The sequence below is a fragment of the Paenibacillus sp. FSL H8-0104 genome (genome assembly GCF_038050215.1).
Lineage (GTDB): Bacteria > Bacillota > Bacilli > Paenibacillales > Paenibacillaceae > Paenibacillus > Paenibacillus amylolyticus.
Genome location: NZ_JBBOTC010000001.1, coordinates 5,539,284 through 5,557,966, shown reverse-complemented (window position 1 = coordinate 5,557,966; position 18,683 = coordinate 5,539,284). Strand labels below are relative to the sequence as shown.

General features: G+C 45.9%; 18 protein-coding genes. 11 read left to right on the top strand and 7 right to left on the bottom strand.

Translation table 11 applies throughout. The features are described 5' to 3' along the window. Window positions 1–32: 32 nt before the first annotated feature. Window positions 33–1,115: a glycosyltransferase family 4 protein gene (locus NST38_RS24480; RefSeq protein WP_307720256.1), complete on the bottom strand. Its 1,083-nt coding sequence runs from the start codon at window positions 1,113–1,115 to the stop codon at window positions 33–35. A 427-nt stretch (window positions 1,116–1,542) separates the two neighbouring features. Here NST38_RS24480 and NST38_RS24475 point away from each other — a divergent pair, with 427 nt between their 5' ends. The 6 genes from NST38_RS24475 (at window position 1,543) to NST38_RS24450 (ending at window position 7,526) form a co-directional block, all read left to right on the top strand. Then, entirely contained in the window at window positions 1,543–2,676 is a 1,134-nt protein-coding gene (locus NST38_RS24475) for an ABC transporter ATP-binding protein (protein WP_076253289.1), read from the top strand. Next, window positions 2,673–3,389, top strand: a complete 717-nt coding sequence (locus NST38_RS24470) for an ABC transporter permease subunit (protein ID WP_047841224.1) — start codon at window positions 2,673–2,675, stop codon at window positions 3,387–3,389. Before NST38_RS24475 ends, NST38_RS24470 begins: the two co-directional genes overlap by 4 nt. 4 nt (window positions 3,390–3,393) lie before the next feature. Then, window positions 3,394–4,788 carry a GldG family protein gene (locus NST38_RS24465; RefSeq protein ID WP_076253290.1) on the top strand — a complete coding sequence of 465 codons (1,395 nt, stop codon included), beginning with the start codon at window positions 3,394–3,396 and terminating at the stop codon, window positions 4,786–4,788. Further along, on the top strand, window positions 4,785–5,801 hold the full coding sequence (locus tag NST38_RS24460) for a DUF4340 domain-containing protein (protein ID WP_076253291.1): 1,017 nt from the start codon (window positions 4,785–4,787) through the stop codon (window positions 5,799–5,801). The genes NST38_RS24465 and NST38_RS24460 overlap by 4 nt, the downstream gene beginning before the upstream one ends. A gap of 267 nt (window positions 5,802–6,068) precedes the next feature. After that, window positions 6,069–7,058 carry a YhcN/YlaJ family sporulation lipoprotein gene (locus NST38_RS24455; protein WP_076253292.1) on the top strand — a complete coding sequence of 330 codons (990 nt, stop codon included), beginning with the start codon at window positions 6,069–6,071 and terminating at the stop codon, window positions 7,056–7,058. 243 nt (window positions 7,059–7,301) lie between these two features. After that, window positions 7,302–7,526: a helix-turn-helix domain-containing protein gene (locus NST38_RS24450; protein ID WP_017692532.1), complete on the top strand. Its 225-nt coding sequence runs from the start codon at window positions 7,302–7,304 to the stop codon at window positions 7,524–7,526. Between the two features lie 202 nt (window positions 7,527–7,728). Here NST38_RS24450 and NST38_RS24445 read toward each other — a convergent pair whose 3' ends face one another. Together NST38_RS24445 and NST38_RS24440 are read right to left on the bottom strand one after the other, a co-directional pair. Beyond that, the gene (locus tag NST38_RS24445; RefSeq protein WP_076253293.1) at window positions 7,729–8,118 is read right to left on the bottom strand and encodes an aspartyl protease family protein; all 390 of its coding nucleotides are present in this window, start codon (window positions 8,116–8,118) and stop codon (window positions 7,729–7,731) included. After that, window positions 8,115–8,375, bottom strand: a complete 261-nt coding sequence (locus tag NST38_RS24440; RefSeq protein ID WP_036605854.1) for a hypothetical protein — start codon at window positions 8,373–8,375, stop codon at window positions 8,115–8,117. Before NST38_RS24440 ends, NST38_RS24445 begins: the two co-directional genes overlap by 4 nt. 170 nt (window positions 8,376–8,545) lie before the next feature. On the opposite strand from NST38_RS24440, the gene NST38_RS24435 reads away from it, so the two are divergent. Further along, window positions 8,546–9,085, top strand: coding sequence for a DUF4303 domain-containing protein (locus NST38_RS24435; RefSeq protein ID WP_076253294.1), 540 nt, complete (start codon window positions 8,546–8,548; stop codon window positions 9,083–9,085). Between the two features lie 129 nt (window positions 9,086–9,214). Here NST38_RS24435 and NST38_RS24430 read toward each other — a convergent pair whose 3' ends face one another. Further along, window positions 9,215–9,562 (bottom strand): hypothetical protein, encoded by a 348-nt coding sequence (locus NST38_RS24430; protein ID WP_076253295.1) that lies wholly within the window; start codon window positions 9,560–9,562, stop codon window positions 9,215–9,217. Between the two features lie 146 nt (window positions 9,563–9,708). On the opposite strand from NST38_RS24430, the gene NST38_RS24425 reads away from it, so the two are divergent. From NST38_RS24425 to NST38_RS24410, 4 genes are all read left to right on the top strand, one after another. Then, window positions 9,709–10,572: a MurR/RpiR family transcriptional regulator gene (locus tag NST38_RS24425; protein ID WP_017692537.1), complete on the top strand. Its 864-nt coding sequence runs from the start codon at window positions 9,709–9,711 to the stop codon at window positions 10,570–10,572. A 9-nt stretch (window positions 10,573–10,581) separates the two neighbouring features. Further along, entirely contained in the window at window positions 10,582–11,310 is a 729-nt protein-coding gene (gene nagB, locus NST38_RS24420; RefSeq protein WP_076253341.1) for a glucosamine-6-phosphate deaminase, read from the top strand. Next, on the top strand, window positions 11,307–12,527 hold the full coding sequence (nagA, locus tag NST38_RS24415; protein ID WP_076253296.1) for an N-acetylglucosamine-6-phosphate deacetylase: 1,221 nt from the start codon (window positions 11,307–11,309) through the stop codon (window positions 12,525–12,527). Before nagB ends, nagA begins: the two co-directional genes overlap by 4 nt. 164 nt (window positions 12,528–12,691) lie before the next feature. After that, entirely contained in the window at window positions 12,692–13,063 is a 372-nt protein-coding gene (locus tag NST38_RS24410; protein WP_047841215.1) for a hypothetical protein, read from the top strand. An 813-nt stretch (window positions 13,064–13,876) separates the two neighbouring features. On the opposite strand, the gene NST38_RS24405 is transcribed toward NST38_RS24410, so the two are convergent. From NST38_RS24405 to NST38_RS24395, 3 genes are all read right to left on the bottom strand, one after another. Continuing rightward, window positions 13,877–15,463 carry an oleate hydratase gene (locus tag NST38_RS24405; RefSeq protein ID WP_076253297.1) on the bottom strand — a complete coding sequence of 529 codons (1,587 nt, stop codon included), beginning with the start codon at window positions 15,461–15,463 and terminating at the stop codon, window positions 13,877–13,879. A gap of 155 nt (window positions 15,464–15,618) precedes the next feature. After that, a complete protein-coding gene (locus tag NST38_RS24400) occupies window positions 15,619–16,254 on the bottom strand; it encodes a TetR-like C-terminal domain-containing protein (RefSeq protein ID WP_256720144.1) in 636 nt (211 codons plus the stop codon). A gap of 1,040 nt (window positions 16,255–17,294) precedes the next feature. Further along, window positions 17,295–18,650 carry a dipeptidase gene (locus NST38_RS24395; protein ID WP_076253298.1) on the bottom strand — a complete coding sequence of 452 codons (1,356 nt, stop codon included), beginning with the start codon at window positions 18,648–18,650 and terminating at the stop codon, window positions 17,295–17,297. Between the last annotated feature and the right edge of the window lie 33 nt (window positions 18,651–18,683).

Sequence of the window (18,683 nt, the reverse complement as noted above, 5' to 3'; positions counted from 1 at the left end):
GAAATTTTGCTGAACTGCCTTTTTTGCTATGCTCAATGGAAAATTCGCAGTGCTGTCATCATTTCACGGAAAGAAATGGCATATCGATCTGGTGAAAAAGACAAGCTCATATGCTGCCTGCCCTGAATGCGAATATACTCACGCAATTTCTTGTTATTCATGAGGTCCCTTGCTTCGGCTACAGCGGCCTCTACATTTCCAATTGGATAAAACTTACCAGTCTTATTATGTGTGATAAATGAACGCACACCATCCGAATCCGTGCTGAGCACCGGGCAGCCACAAGAGATGGCTTCAGCGACGGCATAACCGAATCCTTCAAGCAGGGAAGTGGATAACATGATGCCCCCTGAAGCGGCAATCATGGAATAATATGCAGGCATCTGAGAATGAGGAACATTGATAAAGATGCCAATCCGATCCTCAAGCCCGTATTCTGCCAGCATGTGCCGGAACATGACTTCATCTTCTGGATTAGCCAAAGTTGGATCGTGGAATAACCATAGTCTGGCTTCCGGATTTTTTTTGACGATTTCACTCGATATGATTAGATATTCACGCCAGTTTTTGTTGTGTTCAAGTCGTCCTACCCAAGCCAGCACCGGATAGGGTGGGGTATCCACCAAGATTGGTGCGAAGGTGTCCGTATCCAGCATATTGGGAATAACAAACCGATGAAGCCAGGGACAGATATGAATGAACATATCCAGCAGGTGGTCTGTGGGAGGTATAACGGCAGCATCACAATGAGCTTGGAGGTATGGGACACCCATCTGTATCGTTTCCAGAGCTTGATCGCGTGCTCCGAGTCCCTGCGCTTCAAAAATAATTCGTCCCGTATAACCAAGTCCTCTCAAGCGGCCGGGCATAGCGATGTCTGAAGTGGCAATGATGGCATCATAATGATGAGTATGGATGATATGATGGATATCCTCGTCACTGGACGCGGTGAAAATGGGTGTATCACTGTTGTTCTGCAATCCCGAGCCTGTGCTGAGATACAATAGGTGCGCTTCAATGCCATGGCGTTTCAGAACAGCGGTGCGCAGTCGATTTAACGTATCCACGCCACCGCTCGGAACATAAAACGTGAATAATACTTTCACACGATTCACCCTCTGACTTTTGGTCAGGAGCACATTCTCCTGTACTCTATGTTACGTTGGCTTTAAGCGCAGGGTGTGGGTGTTGGTCAGAATGTTCACATTTTGGACAAATATTTTTAAGCTGTCTTTTAAGTGTCATTAAGCTGAGGCTAGGATAGCTCACGTAAGATACAAGGAACTTCCCGTGTCTATCATCTATTACATAAGTTCAACATAACATTTACACGATAACGGAGAGGGCAGAAATAACTTGAAGAAGCGAAGCATTCACCTTTATCAGCGGATTTTTCCTTCTGAAATGAAGGAATCAAAAAAATCTGGGGATAACAGTGATCGGAAGGTTATTCTGTCATCGGAGTGCAAGTGTAATATTTTCAGTTGAATTTATATAACGAACGATGGTGCACGGGTATTTTAACGGGAAAGGATGAATGATGTGCTCGAAGTGAAACAGGTCAGCAAAGTCTACGAAGGACAACGCGGCGTACATCAACTGGATTTCACCATGGAACGTGGTGAGATTGTTGGCTTTCTCGGGCCCAATGGTGCCGGAAAAACAACAACGATGCGTATGATTACGGGTTATGTGCATCCAACCGCGGGTTCCATTATGGTGGATGGAATGTCGGTGCATGAGCAGGGTCAGCGTGTTCGTTCCAAGATTGGGTATCTGCCTGAAACTCCGCCACTCTATCCGGATATGACCGTGCAGTCCTATCTTAAATTCGTAGCCAATTTGCGAGATGTCCCGGCACGTGAGGTTAAGCTGCGGGTCAGTGAGATGGTTAGCAGACTGGGACTTCAGGGTCGGGAAAGGCAAATGGTACGTGGGTTATCCAAAGGATACAAACAACGCCTTGGGCTGGCAGGAGCCATTATTCACAAGCCGGATCTGCTGGTCCTGGATGAGCCAACATCGGGTCTTGATCCAAATCAGATTATCGAGATCCGGGATTTAATCCGAGAATTGGGCGAGAACCATACGGTGCTGCTCAGTACGCATATTTTGCCTGAAGTGAGCACGCTCTGTAATCGAATGTTGATCATTAATCAGGGACAGCTCGTGCTGGATGGTTCACCTCAGCATTTCGGATCAGCAATGGGGGATCAGTTCAAGGTATCGATTGAAGTGAAGGCCACTGCGGAGCAATTACATAATGTGCTGACACCATGGGAGAAGGTGCGGAGTGAAGTTATTCAAGCGTCGGATGTGAATACCAGCAAAGATACTTCACTTAATTCAGATTCGGCGAATACGGTTAAAATGCTGCTTACTGGAGAAAACTCGGAAGATTTCCGGGAGGAGCTGTTCTACCTTTTGTCAGGTGCAGGATTACCGATACTGGAGATGAAGAAGGAGAACCTGAGTCTGGAGCAAATCTTCCTGAAGCTGACCACAACCGAGGCAACAGACACAGACGCAAATTCGGCAGATGTGGATAAGGTTGTTGGGGCAGAGATGGATCAGGACATAACTTCGGACATCGACTCGTCGAGTATATCGGGAACATCAGTTGGTACATCAGTCGATGCTTCGCCCCAAGCTCGCAAAGGGGAGGACTCCAAATGAGACGAATGATGGCGGTATGCAATAAAGAGCTGCAAGCTTATTTTCTGTCACCAACGTCCTATTTTGCTTTTGCCGTATATGTACTGATGACCAGTCTGCTGTTCTATTCAAGCTTTGTATATTACCAGCCGAGTATTGTCGATTATCGTCTCGTGTTAGGCGATACGTTGTCCATGCTGCTGTTTGTCGTGCCGTTGTTAACGATGCGACTGGTTGCAGAGGAATTTAGACAAGGAACGGATGAATTGTTGCTGACTTCTCCGGCACGAGTAACAGAAATTATTTTTGGCAAATATCTTGCTTCTCTGGCCATTCTGGTCGTGCTCATCCTGTGCAGTCTCGTGTACCCTTTCATCATGTCGTTCTATGGGACATTGGATATGACGACGGTATGGATGTCTGCGCTGGGGTTATTTTTCCTGGGCGGAAGCATGATGGCGATTGGACTGTTCGCTTCTACATTATCCCAGCATCAGATGGTGTCTGCGGTGGCGGGTTTTATTATTTTGCTCGTTTTGTGGATGCTTGATTCATTCGCAGGCAATACAGGTTCTGTTTTACAGCAGTGGCTGGACCCGTTTGCTCTGACCAACCGGTTCGACAGCTTCATGAAAGGTGTGCTTAGTGGGCCGGATATCTTGTATTATGTCACCCTTTCGGGTGTGTTTCTGCTGTTAAGCATTCAAATTGTGGAACGGAAGCGGTGGAGGTGAGAAGATGAAAAAATGGTTAAGTCATACCAACAGTACCGTGCTGTCCGTAGCGGTGATTGGCATCTTTATTTTGCTAACACTGTTCCTGAATTCACTTGGCGGCTTCCAGCTGGATCTGACCTCGAACAAACAATACACGTTATCTGACCAGTCTCTTACTGCGATCAAAAATGTGAAGGATGACGTCAACATTCTGGTGTTAACGGTCGAAAATGCCAACAACACCGTCTTGAACCGTGAGGTCACGGATATGGTTGAGGAATACACGAAACGCAATAGCAAGTTGAAGCTAAAACAGTATAATCTGACGCAGGAACCTGCGCTTGCATCCAAATACGGCATAACAGGCAGCTCCATTGTGCTGGAGCAGGGAGATCAACACAAAGTGATTGATATCGCCAGTTTGTTCACCGCGACAGGGGACGGAAGTGACGGATCATATCAATTCACAGGTGAGGAAAAACTTACGCAGGCGCTCATGAATATGTCATCCACGGAGATGCACAAAATGGTCTTTTTGACTGGACATGAAGAGTTAAGTCTCGCTCAGATGACTACGTTGCAATCCTCCTTGGAACAAAATAATGTGCAGACGGAAGAGTTACAGCTGAATCAAGCTGGTAAGGTTCCCGAAGATGCAGATGTGCTGGCCATTATTGGCCCACAACGTGATCTCAGTGATACGGAAATGAAAGCCATTCGCACGTATCTGAGTAATGGAGGCAAGCTATTATTATCCCTCGGATTTGTGGAAGATATGAAATCCAGTTGGAAAAACATCGATGCCCTCATGGCTGACTATGGCGTCGTTGATGAGCATGCGGTCATGGTGGATAATCAGCAAGCCAGTACGATGGGACCACTCTGGGTGGTGCCGGAGTATGGTACACATGCAATTACGGACAAACTTGCTGCAAGCCAATTGTATCCGATGTTGTCGTTGTCGATTGCGTTGACCAGCAAAGAACAGGATAAATATACGCTTTCACCGTTAATTCATTCTTCGAATGACAGTTATGGGGAGACGAATATCGGCGGCTTATTGCAGAATGAAACAACCAATGATGCCGAAGAGGACATTCAGGGACCCGTTGAATTAGGATATGCAGCCGATACGACGGATGGTAAACCGAAGGCAGTTATTCTGGGTTCGTCCATTTTCATGCAGGATTCGGAAATTGCGAATGGTGGCAATCGGGACTTTATTTTGAATACGGTAAACTATTTGAGTGAGAAAGAAAATGGATTGACGATTCGTCCAAGGGTACAAGCTGGGTATGAGATGGCATACCTGAATGGCGAACAAGCCAGAACGATTTTCTTCGTGGCTATTGTAGCATTCCCACTCATCTTTGTTATTATTGGTGTACTCTTATGGTGGAGGCGCAGACGAGTATGAGAAAATGGGTTCCAACGATTCTGGTGGTCATCGTACTAATTGTGGGCTGGGTGTACGCGGCCAGTCAAAATTATTTTCGGGAAGAAGAAGCGATGCAAGCCAAGTTGCTTGGTATTCAATCCGGGGATATCCAATCCATCACGATACATGACACAACGGAGGAGACATCCGGTACAGCAGCAACTTCGACCCTGACGCTTGATAATGGCGTATGGCAGATGGTTGAGCCAAAAGCCTATCCTCTGAACGGTTACAGTGTAAGCAGCTGGCTGGATGCTCTGAGTGGTGCAAATCAGGAACTGGTGGTGGAAGAAGCGCCGACGGATCTGGATAAGTACGGATTAGGAACAGATGCTACACGTATGGATATCAAACTCAAAGATAATCGGGAGATCAAACTGGCTATTGGCGGCCAGCTTCCAGCAGATGATGCACGTTATGTGCGTGTTGATTCGGGCCCTGTGGTTGCCGTGCAGACAGAGGCGATTACCAGCATAGCTTTGTCTCGTCGTGACTTATTAGACACTACACCTTTTAACATGGATGAGACTAATGTTGAGTCTCTAGAGTGGGAAGGTGAAGCAGCTACCTGGATGTTAACATCGACATCGGAGAACGATGCGGCAGAACAGACCTGGACACTGAATGGAAAAACGATTGAAGCCACAGATGCCATATCTCTTATCGGCAAAATCAAAAACTTGTCGATAGCAGATGATGTGCGCAAAGCGTCCGAGCTGAAGAATTCGGTTCCCCGATTCACCCTGTCTGTTGAACAGACGGTCAATGGGCAACAAGTTCGAGATGTATATCGGGGAATTACGGTGCCATCCGAATCGGATCAGATCTGGGTCATTACACCGGATGGTCAATGGGCATATGGCATGGATGCGACAAGTCTAACGGAAGCCGAGAAATTCCCGGATACAATTAAAGCATCCACAACTTCTTCAGAAGAGTCATCGAGTTCTCCAAAGGACGAAACGACTTCCTCATCAACAGACGGGAAATGAGCGGGGCGGAGGATAAGTGATATTGTTGTTTTGAAATGCAGATATTATTTCGAGGCAGTGCTGCGAACAAGCAGCACTGTTTTTTTATTTTATATAGCGAAGAATTTCACTGTCCACAGATCAAAACCCAAAGACTTCTAAACAAAGACCAAAACCAGAATACCTGAATCTACAGGGTAAGGTACCATATCCTTTCAGCATATCGGTACGTACAGAAGCGCATCCTATCTTTGTGACCAAAACCAACAAACATTGGAGGATGAGTACATGCCAGCAGTCAAAAAGGCAACAGCTATTACGTTATCATTATCTACTGCAATCTTTGTAATGGCCGGTTTGACAGGTTGTGGCACGAATCGGGATACCAACAATATGCATACGCAAAGTGTTCGTCAGCAAGCCAACGGCATTAACCGTTATGGTGTGGAAACAAATGGCATGGATGGCATCCGTGCGAAAAGTTATCGCATGCACAATGTTACTGACCTGAAATCCAGTGAAGAGCTGGCAAAACGTATCACGGAGATGAAGGAAGTAAAATCCGCCCGTGTCATGTTAACGGATCGTAATGCTTATGTCGCAGTTCGTTTGGCAGATGGTCATGCAGGCAAGTTGGAGAGCAAGTCCAATGGTCGTACGAGCATGCTGAATGGAACGATGCGTAATCATGCCAGTGATACCATGCGTGGGGGCAACATGAATCACGATATGGGTGGTATGCGTGTGAATGGCGGTACGGGCACAATGTCTCCGTACAGCACTAGCGGAATTGCTCCAGGACTGAACACAAATTCGGCAACGGATCGCAGCCATATGGGGAATGACCGAAGCATCTATGGAACCATGGGCACAGGCGCCGTTGGCATGATGCGAGGTCTGACAAACAGCGGTAAAGCACGTGGGACAGACGATGGGCATTATGGTATGAAAAGTGAAGGACAACGTGTAGATAGCACGGACGATAACACATCAGCTGAGATTAAGGGTAAGATTTCAGCCAAAATCAAACAGTTTGCACCAAATATCGAGAATGTATATGTATCAGCCAATCCTGATTTTGTGGAGCATGTCGAGAACTATGCCACAGATATTCGTAACGGTAAGCCCGTTAGTGGCATGATCGATACGTTCCAATCGATGGTGGAGCGCATTTTCCCAACGAACGGAACAGATACGAATAACCGTGATGGCATCCTTGACGATGGCCTGATGAACCGTAATCACAACGGTGGTGTCATGAATCGAATGGATCGGTAGTTTTTTGACATGAACAAGTGTGCCTTTGCGCAGATGGTAACATCTGCTGCAGGGGCATGTTTGTCTTACATAATCTCAAATATATAGACAACTGCTCACGTTCTCTTTGGACAATGAATCACATGTTTACTGCCCATTTTTCTTATAAAACTGAACCAACGCCCTTGACCTGACATAAGATGAGTTGACTGTATCCCCTTAACCTTGTTACACCAACACAACCCGAGCAAGGAGGGGTGAACATTGAAGGGTATCGATCATAAAAGCAAATTTTTGTTGACCCACCGTGAACGCGAAGTATTCGAATTACTGGTTCAAGACAAAACAACGCGTGACATCGCAGGGCAGTTATTCATCAGCGAGAAAACGGTGCGTAACCATATTTCGAATGTGATGCAGAAACTCAATGTTAAGGGTCGTTCGCAGGCAGTTGTCGAGCTGATTAAGCTTGGAGAACTGAAGATTTAGTTGCGAATTACAGTTAGGATTAAGTAGCAGCATGAAAGCCTTTCTCTATTCTTTGTCATGAAGAATGGGGCAAGGCTTTTTTGCTGCTGATTTATAGTTTATTACATCAGATGATCCGCTGTTCCGGGATTGAGTCACACAACCATGGTGTACAAAAATAAGCCACGCAACGACAACCATTCAAAGGTTATCATTACATGGCTTAAGTTGAAAATTGAACATCCATTAATTCAAAGTCAACTTTGCATGAGGCTCTCATCATAAAATCAATACCAATAATTCCGTCAAAGCCATAAGGCTCCTGAATTGAACCAAGTTGAATTGGGAAATCAGTCAAAGCAATATGCTCAATATGAAGATTGGGAATGTGCTGTTCATAGCAGATTTCGCTCGTTCCACCTACCCCATACATTCGCTTAGCTCGTCCATTAATAAAATCAATGTGTATACCTATTGCAGCTAATGCATCGGTATCAAATACAGTTGCTGCACAGCCTGTATCAAATAAAATATTATGCAAAATAATAGATTGTTCATTATGGCTTATGGTCAAGGATACGATAGGTAAACCTTGCTGTAGTTGAAGTTTCATGTTCGTTGCCGTACTCCTGAGAAAAATTCTTCTACAACCTCAACATCGCTTCTGCTCGTATGAAATACATATAACTCGCGTGTCGGATGGAGCTTGTGCAGTTCTTTGTAACCGCTCCAGGCTTCTTGAGGATTATCATAGTTTTGAATAACAGCTATATCCTCTAGTTGACGGACACGGTTGCTGGAGCTTGCCTTGATTGCTTCCACAAGCACAAAACGATCTGGGTGTAATTCAGTAATCTCTCCCCATTTCATCGGCGTCACCTCACTTGGATAGTCGTATTTTTATTATAGCATAGTTGTTTAAGGATGTAGGAAGTAAGCACGTTATTTGTAATTATGTGGTACCTTGTAGTTATTGAGAGACCTATATATTATGAACCAATTGAATCTTAATCTACATTGATAATGAAAGGATGAGCTAAATGGACGGTTTCTTAAATGAATTTGAAAACCAATTTCGAGCGGGTTTTCTACCCGATCTGGAACAAACGCTGGCAAAAGTAGAGCAGGAGAAAGTATATGCTTGTGTATTTGGAACAGACAGTGATTGGATAACGCTGTTCATGGCGGTAAATACAGAGGAATCCCTGACTAGGCATATTACCAATATGAAGGAACAGGGGTTGTGCGACAGCGAGCAGGACGAGATCTATTACAGATGGGGCTGCTCCGAATATCAATATGGCGAGGATACGCACTTTAACCACATCAGCCGATTGTTGTATGCAACAGAAGATGTCCAGAAGTATAAGGATGAGATCATTCGAATCATTGCCAAAGTTGTGAATGAGACAGCAGATGACGTTTTTGCCCGATATGGTCAAACCAAAGCAGACATTACGTTCTTCGTTTCTCTCACAGATGACGATTTGGCGGAGGAGATTGAGAATCAATCGGTTCATCAAATGACTGTCCCCAGCTTAGCCAGCAAGTTCTTAAAACGATATGATGGCATCAACTAGAACGAGCTAACTTGAATCAAAATGAATTGAATCGTTGTACCGCGAAAGTCTTTCCTATTCTTCATCCAAAGAAGGGAAGAGGCTTTTTTGTTTTAGCGTGAAAAAATGAAACAACCGAATACATATCACTTATAGATTCCTATTTGTTTGAATGAACATCCTCCATCTTTTCTTCGAAAATGGCTGATAAAAGAGCTGCTCCAATTCCTCGAACTGTGCATCATTCAGATGAATTTTTAGCGCTCTTTTTGCAATCTTGGCGGCAGGCTGGGAAGAAGATTTCCGGCCTCCGGCTTTTCGTTTGATCGGAATATGAAATTGCAGCAGGTCTTCGAGCTGATTCCAGCCCTCCCAACTCAGCCGACCTCCGCGTTTCCAGTCAATAGCATAGAGGGCATAATAGGCATGTGCTTCTGTTTGTTTGGTAGCTATAATCCAGGTGGAAGGAATGTACTTTCTCCGTTGTCTTTGATTCATTGAATTGCTCCTTTTTTTGATATTGCAAAAGCCATGGGAAATACCTCTTGATTTGCAGGATCGTCTTGATTAGAATGAAGTTATAAAAATGATTTTCTTAATTCATTAAAAATAAATAAAAATAATTTTCATGAAGTGAGGTCCTCATGGCAGCCATATTACGTGCGTTGCAGCAAGAACTGAATAACCTTCCGTCTCAGGAGCGACGTATTGCCGAAGTCATTATGCAATCTCCATCGGACATTCCCGGCTGGACGATTAGTCATCTGGCAGAGCAGAGTGGCACAAGTGCGGCGACGGTAACCCGCTTTTGCAAGTCGTTTCATTTCAAGGGATTTCCCGATTTCAAAATGAAACTCGCCGCAGAATTGTCCCACGCATCTGATGAAACGGCGTATCAGGATATTGTAGCGGGCAATTCCCTATCCAAAATTGTTGAAGCTATCGAAGCCAACCACCTCGCGTCGATTGCAGATACCACCCGTTTGCTGGATTTGGGCAGATTGGAGCAAGCAGTGCAATTATTGTGCCAGGCTCGCCGCATCGATCTGTATGGTGTGGCGACCTCGTCGATTGTTACACAGGATTTCTATCAGAAATTGGTGCGGATCGGCAAGAGCTGTACCGCTTTCTCCGACTCACACATGCAGATTACATCCGCATCTTCGCTCGCAGAGGGAGATGTTGCGATGGCCGTATCCTATTCAGGCGAAACACCAGAAACCATCGATGCCCTGCATTGTGCCAAACAGGCCGGAGCTTCTACGATTTCACTGACTTCCTATGGCAGTAACACACTCGCAACGGTATCGGATATCCCACTATTCACCTCTTCTCTGGAAGAAGGCATGAGGCGTGGAGATATGGCTTCACGTATTGCACTGCTGCATGTGGTCGATATTTTGTTCACAGGCATGGTAAGTGCCGACTTCGACCGTTTTATCCCCAGACTGGAACAATCCTATCACAATGTGCAATCTTATCGAGTCCAACACAACGGAGGTGCCTGACAGATGAAGATGAATATACGCATTTTTGAAAATGAAGAAGATTTGAACGCCACAGGTGCTGGCCTCATTGCCAGCTTGTTGCAGACCAAACCACGGGCTGTATTGGGGCTTGCTACAGGAAGTTCTCCTGTAGGCATATATAAACAGCTTATCACGTTATATCAGAAGGGGCTTGTCAGCTTCTCACAGGCTTCTTCTTTTAATCTCGATGAGTATGTTGGACTTCCAACAGAACATCGCGAAAGTTACCGCAGTTTCATGAACGAACAATTATTCAATCATATCGATGTAGATATTGCTAGAACGCAAGTGCCTGATGGTCAGGCTGCAGATCTGGAACAGGAATGTAGTTCCTATGAACAACGGCTGGACGATCGTGGACCGGTAGACCTTCAACTGCTGGGCATCGGACATAATGGTCATATTGGCTTCAATGAACCGGGAACTGAACTTACAGGACGAACACATGTCGTGGATCTGAAAGACGAGACGCGAAAGGCAAACGCACGCTTCTTTGACAGCATTGATGAAGTTCCGGCTCAGGCGATTACAATGGGTGTCGGTACCATTTTGAAAGCCAAACAGATTCTGCTCATTGCCCGTGGAGAGGAAAAAGCCGAGATTATCCGCGAAGCTTTTATGGGCCCAATCACAACGGCCTGTCCTGCATCGCTTTTGCAATGTCATCCAAATGTGGTGGTATTGCTGGACCGTGCAGCTGGGAGGCTGGTGAGATGACCGAGGAGAATAGCCATGTTAGCTGGGGCCAGCGTGATGAAAATACTTCTCTTCTTCGGGGCAAGCTGCTCCTTGCAGATGAATTATTGGAAGACGGTGTAATAGCCTGGAAGGATGGGGAAATCCTTTATGTTGGGATACCGGAAGGTCTTCCTGAACGGATTCGGAGCGAGGCTTTGCCGCTGTCAGTACCGGAACGTGGTCTCATTGTGCCTGGATTCATTGATATCCATGTGCATGGTGGGAACGGAGAAGACTTTATGGACGCAAGCCCGGAGGTGTTGGACAAGATCACTTCTTTCCATAGTACACAGGGCACAACAGCGATGCTTGCGACTTCCATGACGGCTCCGAAAGAGCGCCTGGACAGCGTACTTGCCGAAGTCGACCGCTATCGTTCGAGTGAAATGCCCTATGCACAACTTGAGGGTGTGCACCTGGAAGGTCCGTTTTTTAGTCCGAAATGGCCTGGAGCGCAAAATCCGGAACATATTATACTGCCTGATGTATCCTGGCTCGAAGCGTGGGAGAAGCAATATCCTTGCCTGATCCGTCAAGTTACGTTGGCACCGGAACGTGAAGGCGCGTTGGAAGTCATTTCATGGCTGCGAGAACAACGGATTACAGCGGCACTTGGTCACACGGATGCCACCTATGAAGAGGTGGAGCGGGCAGTTGAGGCAGGACTACATCATGCAGTACATACGTTCAATGCCATGACACCGCTGCATCACCGGCTACCCGGGGCTGCCGGAGCCGTGCTGAGTGATCCACGTATCAGTGCTGAGGTGATTGCCGACGGAATTCACGTGCATCCTGCGGCGATCTCAATCTTGGCTCAGCTGAAGCAACATGATGATCAACTCGTGTTGATCACGGATGCCATGTCTGCTGCGGGACTGGATGATGGGGAATACAAGATCGGCGATCTGCCCGTAATCGTGAAGCATGGGGAGGCAAGACTGAAGGACGGCGGTGCGCTGGCTGGAAGCACACTGACGATGATTCGCGGTTTCCGTTATCTGGTGCAGGAAGTGGGCTTGAGTCTGAAGGCTGCTTCACGGGCAGCAAGTCTAACCCCTGCACGTCTGCTCGGCATTGATCACCGGACAGGTTCCCTGGCTCAAGGAAAACAGGCAGATATCGTTTTGCTGAATGCGGAGCTGGATATTGAGGGTGTGTGGGTGAAGGGCAGACGGATAGGAGAGTCATATTAGATTTAGAAAATTAGTATCGTGCTAATAACTATCATTTGTGATGCATCAGTCTTCGGAGTTAAAACTTGGCTTTTATCTGTGTAGAGGCAACACCGTGCGCAATATGTTAAAATAGATCTCAAAAAGACGGGATCTGCGGATCACGCATAACGGAGGCGTGAAACATGGAACGTAACGCTATGCTCGAACATGATCCGTTCATCACAGTGCTGGCGGAGAAGTTGCATATACACGGATATTATGCCTTTTATGGCGAGCATTACAATGAGACCGATATGGAGCTGTACCGCAGGCATCTGTTCACATCATTCAGCAACATCGTATGGGTAGAGCTGGATGCACGCAAAAAGTATATGATTGTTGATCATCGTGGACGCAACACGGTTATGAAACTGATCGAAGGTATGCTGAACACGCGCAGAACGCTCCGAGCAAACCAGGCAATGGCAGGTACGGACACCGCTGGAGTCCAGCAGGAGATCACACATTTATCCAAGCTTGTGCACATGCTGAAGTTCACAACATTCCGCACATAAGCGAAGTGTGATATGTAGGCTGTAATAAGCGGCGTGAGTAGGAAGAGTATAATATGTGGCACTCATAAGCGATGAGTCAACGAAAAAATGAAAAGTAACACCAAGAATAATAAGAACACTACAAGAGTATACGTGAGTAACATGGAAGAGTAATAAGTTAAGTTTCAAGAAAGAATGGACTAGGATCTCGACAATAACATATCACTGCGATTCCATTCTCATAAGTAGTTTTCTCCGTAGGCCGCGTAGCGCTAACGAATCTGTGAAGCCTTATTCCAATGATTTGGCAGTCATAGAAAATGTAACGAATCTCAGACACGCTATTTAATGCAATTTAACGATATTTCGTTACTTAAACATGTCTAAAGCGCAAATAAGATGTCTACGATTCGTTAGATTTTCAAACCTGCGAAATTTCAAGTAATAAGGTTTGTGAGGTTCTTTAGACGACAGTTGGCAATCTCGATGAAAGCTATGGGTTGGACTTAGATAGTACACGAGTAAACGAAAGAGAGAGTCCTGTCATAGCTGACGGAACTCTCTCTATTTTCTTTATACAACGACTAATCAGTTCAGCAACAACCATATTCACTCATTATCTCGTTCAACGGGGATGCAAGCTTCTGAAGCTAACTCATGTAGTAACTCATATCTTACTAACTTGGCACAATCCATAGAATTAAGATAACAAAGCTTCCTAAAGATCACAAAGTTACTCACCGAATTCTATAGATATCTCCAAAGATCTATCCCCATCCACAGATCCATCCAACATTTTTCATTCATCTAATGTCTGAATCCTCTTTGAAGTGGTCATCTAAACGAAGTCACAAAACTACTGAACAGCGTCCGAACATCATACTGATGCTTATTGATCGGCTCAATTGGCCGGTTCTCTCCGAGAAGAGTGTAGACGGCGATCCGTGCTGCCCGGACCGAATATTCTTCTGTGAATACCACGTCATCGGGAATTTCGCAGAATTGGCTGATAAAGGCCAGATTGGTGGAGCCTTCAGGTACAACCTTCGGTCTGTCGCTGTTTAGTCTAGGCATGAATTGCGCTGTAATGTATGGCATCATGCAAGGAATGCAGTTGGCGGTAGCCATGATGTCCTCTTGATGTTCCTGAAAATGAAGATGGCCGATCAACTCCTGCATAATCTCTTCCCCTGTACAGTCGCACATTCTTTTCTTCACGTAATCGCCCACGTTATCCGGGTATAATCCGTATCCCCAGAATACGTTGACATGCTCTGGCTGACCGCGGAAGTGCGGTTGAAAGGCTAGAACGACAGACATGAACCAGCTGGAGTCCTTGAAAGTAACCAGAGCACCAGTACCTGCCCGGTTACGTGTTAATTTCTCCATCAGATCGAAGAAGACCGAATCCTGGAAGGTGACCGTAAACGATTCCCATTTGGACTCATCCACATGATCATTAAAAGAAGAAGGGTTGCCCAGCAGTGGTTTCTTGGCGGCAATGTTCTCCCACAGCTTCCATGAGCTGCCCTTGCCGTTCAGTTTCGGTGCGGAAGTCATGGAGCCGATATCAGCCCCTTCGGTCATCGAACCATTTGTGACAATGACCAGATCACCTTCGAGGATGTCAATGACTTCCTCTTCACCTCCCCTGAGCACATGCATCCGACTTACCGTAATGCCGTCTCCGTCTTTGAAATCCAGATCGGTAACCGTACATTTCAGCGTGAAATCTACGCCAAACGGCTCCAGGTAGTTATGCAATGGCAGGATAATCGAGTCATATTGGTTGAACGGTGTGCGGGTGACACCTTCCAGCGTTTGAATTCTTGGGAATTCGTGAAAAAAGCGAAGCATGTATCTTTTGAATTCCACGGCGCTATGCCAAGGCTGGAAAGCGAAGGTGGTCGCCCACATATACCAGAAGTTTGTTTTGAAAAAATGAGGGCCAAACCAGTCGTTGATTCGCAATTTACCCAGTGTGTCTTCAGGAGTAATAATCAGTTTGCCCATCGACAAACGGTCCGCCATATCAAAACCCATGGAGAGCACATCTTCGATCTTGCCGTCACGGTTGATGAGCCGCGCATTGGAATGTGTGGGATTGGCATCGTCAAATTCAGTGATTTCCTGTCGGACAGATATGCCCGGACGGTCGATGGAAGGGATGGAAGCCAGCAACTCCCACAGATTCTCATAGGCCTCGTCATTGAGCATCCGTCCGCCGCGGATGATATATCCTTGATCGGGATTACCAGCACCGTCATTGCTGCCGCCGAGAATCGGCATTTCTTCGATAATGTGAATATGTTCTCCGGGAAAGTCACAATCTCTAACCAGATAAGCTGCACCCGCCAAAGATGCAATGCCGCCGCCTACAAAATAGACCTGTTTATTACCATGTTCTTTCTTCACGATCATTCGCCTCCAAAAGTTACTGTAATCACATCCCTAATGTAAACCTTGCAGGTTCCGTAAGGTATGATCAAAAGAACGGTGGTGTCCAATTTTTAGTCACTTTTGGAAAAGTGTCTAAAAATCAGGCTTAGATCACATGTGAAAAAAGCCGCGCATCCTTAAGTGGATGGCAGCTTATTCTCATACCTGTGCAGTGCTCTCAGGACATTGCCTTCGATTAGCTTACTGAGCTTCTCAATAATCTGTTTTGGCGGTTCTTGCATGTTGCCCCTCATCCATTGAATGATCAGCCCAGTGAAAGCCAGGGTATAGAAGTTGGCAACGAACTCTTTGTCTTCACCGCAGACCTTAATCCCGCAGGCCAGCTCATCAATAACACCCATGATCAGATCATGGATTACTTCATAGAGGTATACATCCAGGTGGGTACGCCCGAGCGAGTTGAGTGTGTTGCAGCAGAACGTTTTGTTGTTCTCGATGTAACAAAAGATTTTATAGAATCCGTCCGTCCATGTGCTGTAGCTTCGGTACTCCGTAAGACTCTCCACCGCTTCAGTCTGATAGATCCACCCAAGCAGCGCGTAAATATCCTGAAAATGATAATAAAAGGTTTGCCTGTTCACTCCGCAATTCTCCACCAGATGTTTGACCGTAATCTTGTTCAATGGAGTATGCTCCATCAGTGATTTGAGCGAGTGAGCCAGCGCATTTTTGGTCAGGTGAGAAGCAGACACAACATTCACCTCATCATTTTGGATTAGCTTGCCGGGGCGCAACAGCACGTAAACACTCATGGCAAAAGCCCCGCGCCGAAGTCGCTAAGCACAAACAAGTCAAAATGCAGGAATCCCGAAAGACCCTCCCATCCACAAAACCCCTTTAGCTATCAACATCTTCGTTACCCGATCCACATCATACTCCATAAGGTTCATTCTAAGTACTGAATATCAATCGATTCAAACAAAACTCCAAAGGCCAACGCTTGAGTTATCTCTATCAAAACCCTTAAAAGTTAGCCGTCGTCTAAAACCAGTCACAATAAAGTAGCCCAGTCAGGGTAAAAGCTGAAACCTAGTGAAGGATACCGATCAATCTAAAAAAACGGCCGATAAGCCGTCGCGTATGTTATCTCCCATACACTAAACCATTAAAACTGAGACTACGTCTATAAAATCAGTCATAGGAACAACGATAACGAAATGATCGAGAAAAAAATCGAAAAAGTGTTCAGTAGCCCATCGTTAAGGTAATCTATCACACTAACCCATCAAAGTGAGACCCAATCCTTCGAAGCAGCCGCGATAAGGCTACAACGTAACGATCGCGACAAAATCCAAAGAAACGGCCTATAAGGTCACCATGTTGTTAGCTCTAATACACTAACCCATTTAAAAGTAAGTCTTCATCGTCTCCATAATAAAAAGCAGCCATAAAAAAAACTACAATTTCACCAAAGAAACAAGAAACAAGAAACAAGAACCAAAGAACCAAAGAACCAAGAACAAAAGAACCAAGAAACAAAATCAAAAAAACAAAAAAACAAAATAAATCAAAAAAACGACCCGAAGGCCGTCCTTTTGTTCTCCTAATTACACTAACCAATCAATAGTTAGCTCAATCTTAAAATCAGTCATGCGAGAAGCTGCAACGTAGTGGAGGGGACGTAATCGATTCTGAAGAAGCGGAGCGTTCGCCTTTATCGTCGGATTTTACCCTTTGAGAAGGGGAATCCAAAAAAATCCGACGATAACAGCGATCTAAAGAACGATTCGGCCCCGGAACGTCCACTCAGCACGCCCTCATGAACTGGTTTTAACACGATGAGCCCTAACTATTACAAACTCTTCAAAAACTGAACAATCGTCAACAACCCTTTATCAAAGTTCTCCAGGTTGAAGTGCTCGTTTGGTGCATGCAGGTTCTCATCCGGCAAGCCAAAGCCCATCATAACAGCAGGGATTTCGAGTACACGTGAGAGTTTCTCAACAATCGGAATGGAGCCGCCATCTTTGGTAAAGAGGGCACGAACGCCATACACGTGCTCATACGCATCTGCTGCTTTTTGCAGAATTGGATTGGAAGGATCGGTATTGAAAGCAAAAGCTTTTTCGATCTGTTTCACATGCAGCGTTGCACCTGGTTGAACGTGAGCGCGCAGATGTGCTTCGATACGATCCAATACATGTTGTGGATCTTGATCCGCAACGAGGCGGCATGTAATTTTGGCATGAGCTTCCTTCGGAATAACCGTTTTGCTGCCTTCGCCCTGGAAACCACCCCATACGCCATTCAGTTCCAATGTTGGACGAGCGCCAACACGTTCCACGAACGAGTAACCTTCTTCACCGTACAATTGCTCCAGCCCGAGGTCTTGACGAAGCTGTTCTTCATTGAAGCCCTGTTTCACAAATTCTTCTCTCATCTCAGGAGACAGTGGCAGTACGCCGTCGTAGAAACCATCTACACTTACACGGCCTTGCTCATCATGCAACGAAGCGAGCAAGGATACGAGTGCGTGCAGTGCGTTGGGTACACCGCCACCAAATGAACCGGAGTGCAAGTCGGTATTGGCTGTGTTCAGATCTACGTGAAGCGAGCAAAGGCCGCGCAGGCCTGTAGAGATCGCCGGTTTACCTTTTTCAAGCAAGGACGTATCCGAGATCAGTATCATGTCTGCACGCAGCTTGTCTGTATGTTCATTCAGATAGATGGGCAAGTTCGGGCTGGAGATTTCCTCTTCGCCTTCGATACAGAACTTGATATTAACTGGAAGTTCCTTGTTTTCGGCGAGAATGGCTTCAACTGCCTTGATATGTAGGAAGATCTGTCCTTTGTCATCCGTTGCACCACGGGCATACAGCTTGCCATCACGAACGGTAGGTTCAAAAGGAGGTGTCTCCCACAGGTTAAGCGGATCAACAGGTTGTACATCATAGTGTCCATAGATCAGAGCCGTTGGTTTGCCGGGTGCATGCAGGTGATCTGCATAGACAATCGGATGTCCAGCCGTTTGAATGACCTCTACGTTTTCCATGCCTGCACGTGTGAGCGCATCTGCTGCCCATTGTGCTGCACGGTTAATATCCTCTTTATGCTCTGAAATGGCAGAGATACTTGGAATGGACAACCATTCATTCAGTTCTGCCAGGTGTTTTTCTCTATTTTGTTCAAAATAAGTCTGTTCTTTCATTAAAAAGGCCTCCTTCATGTTTGCTATATCTCA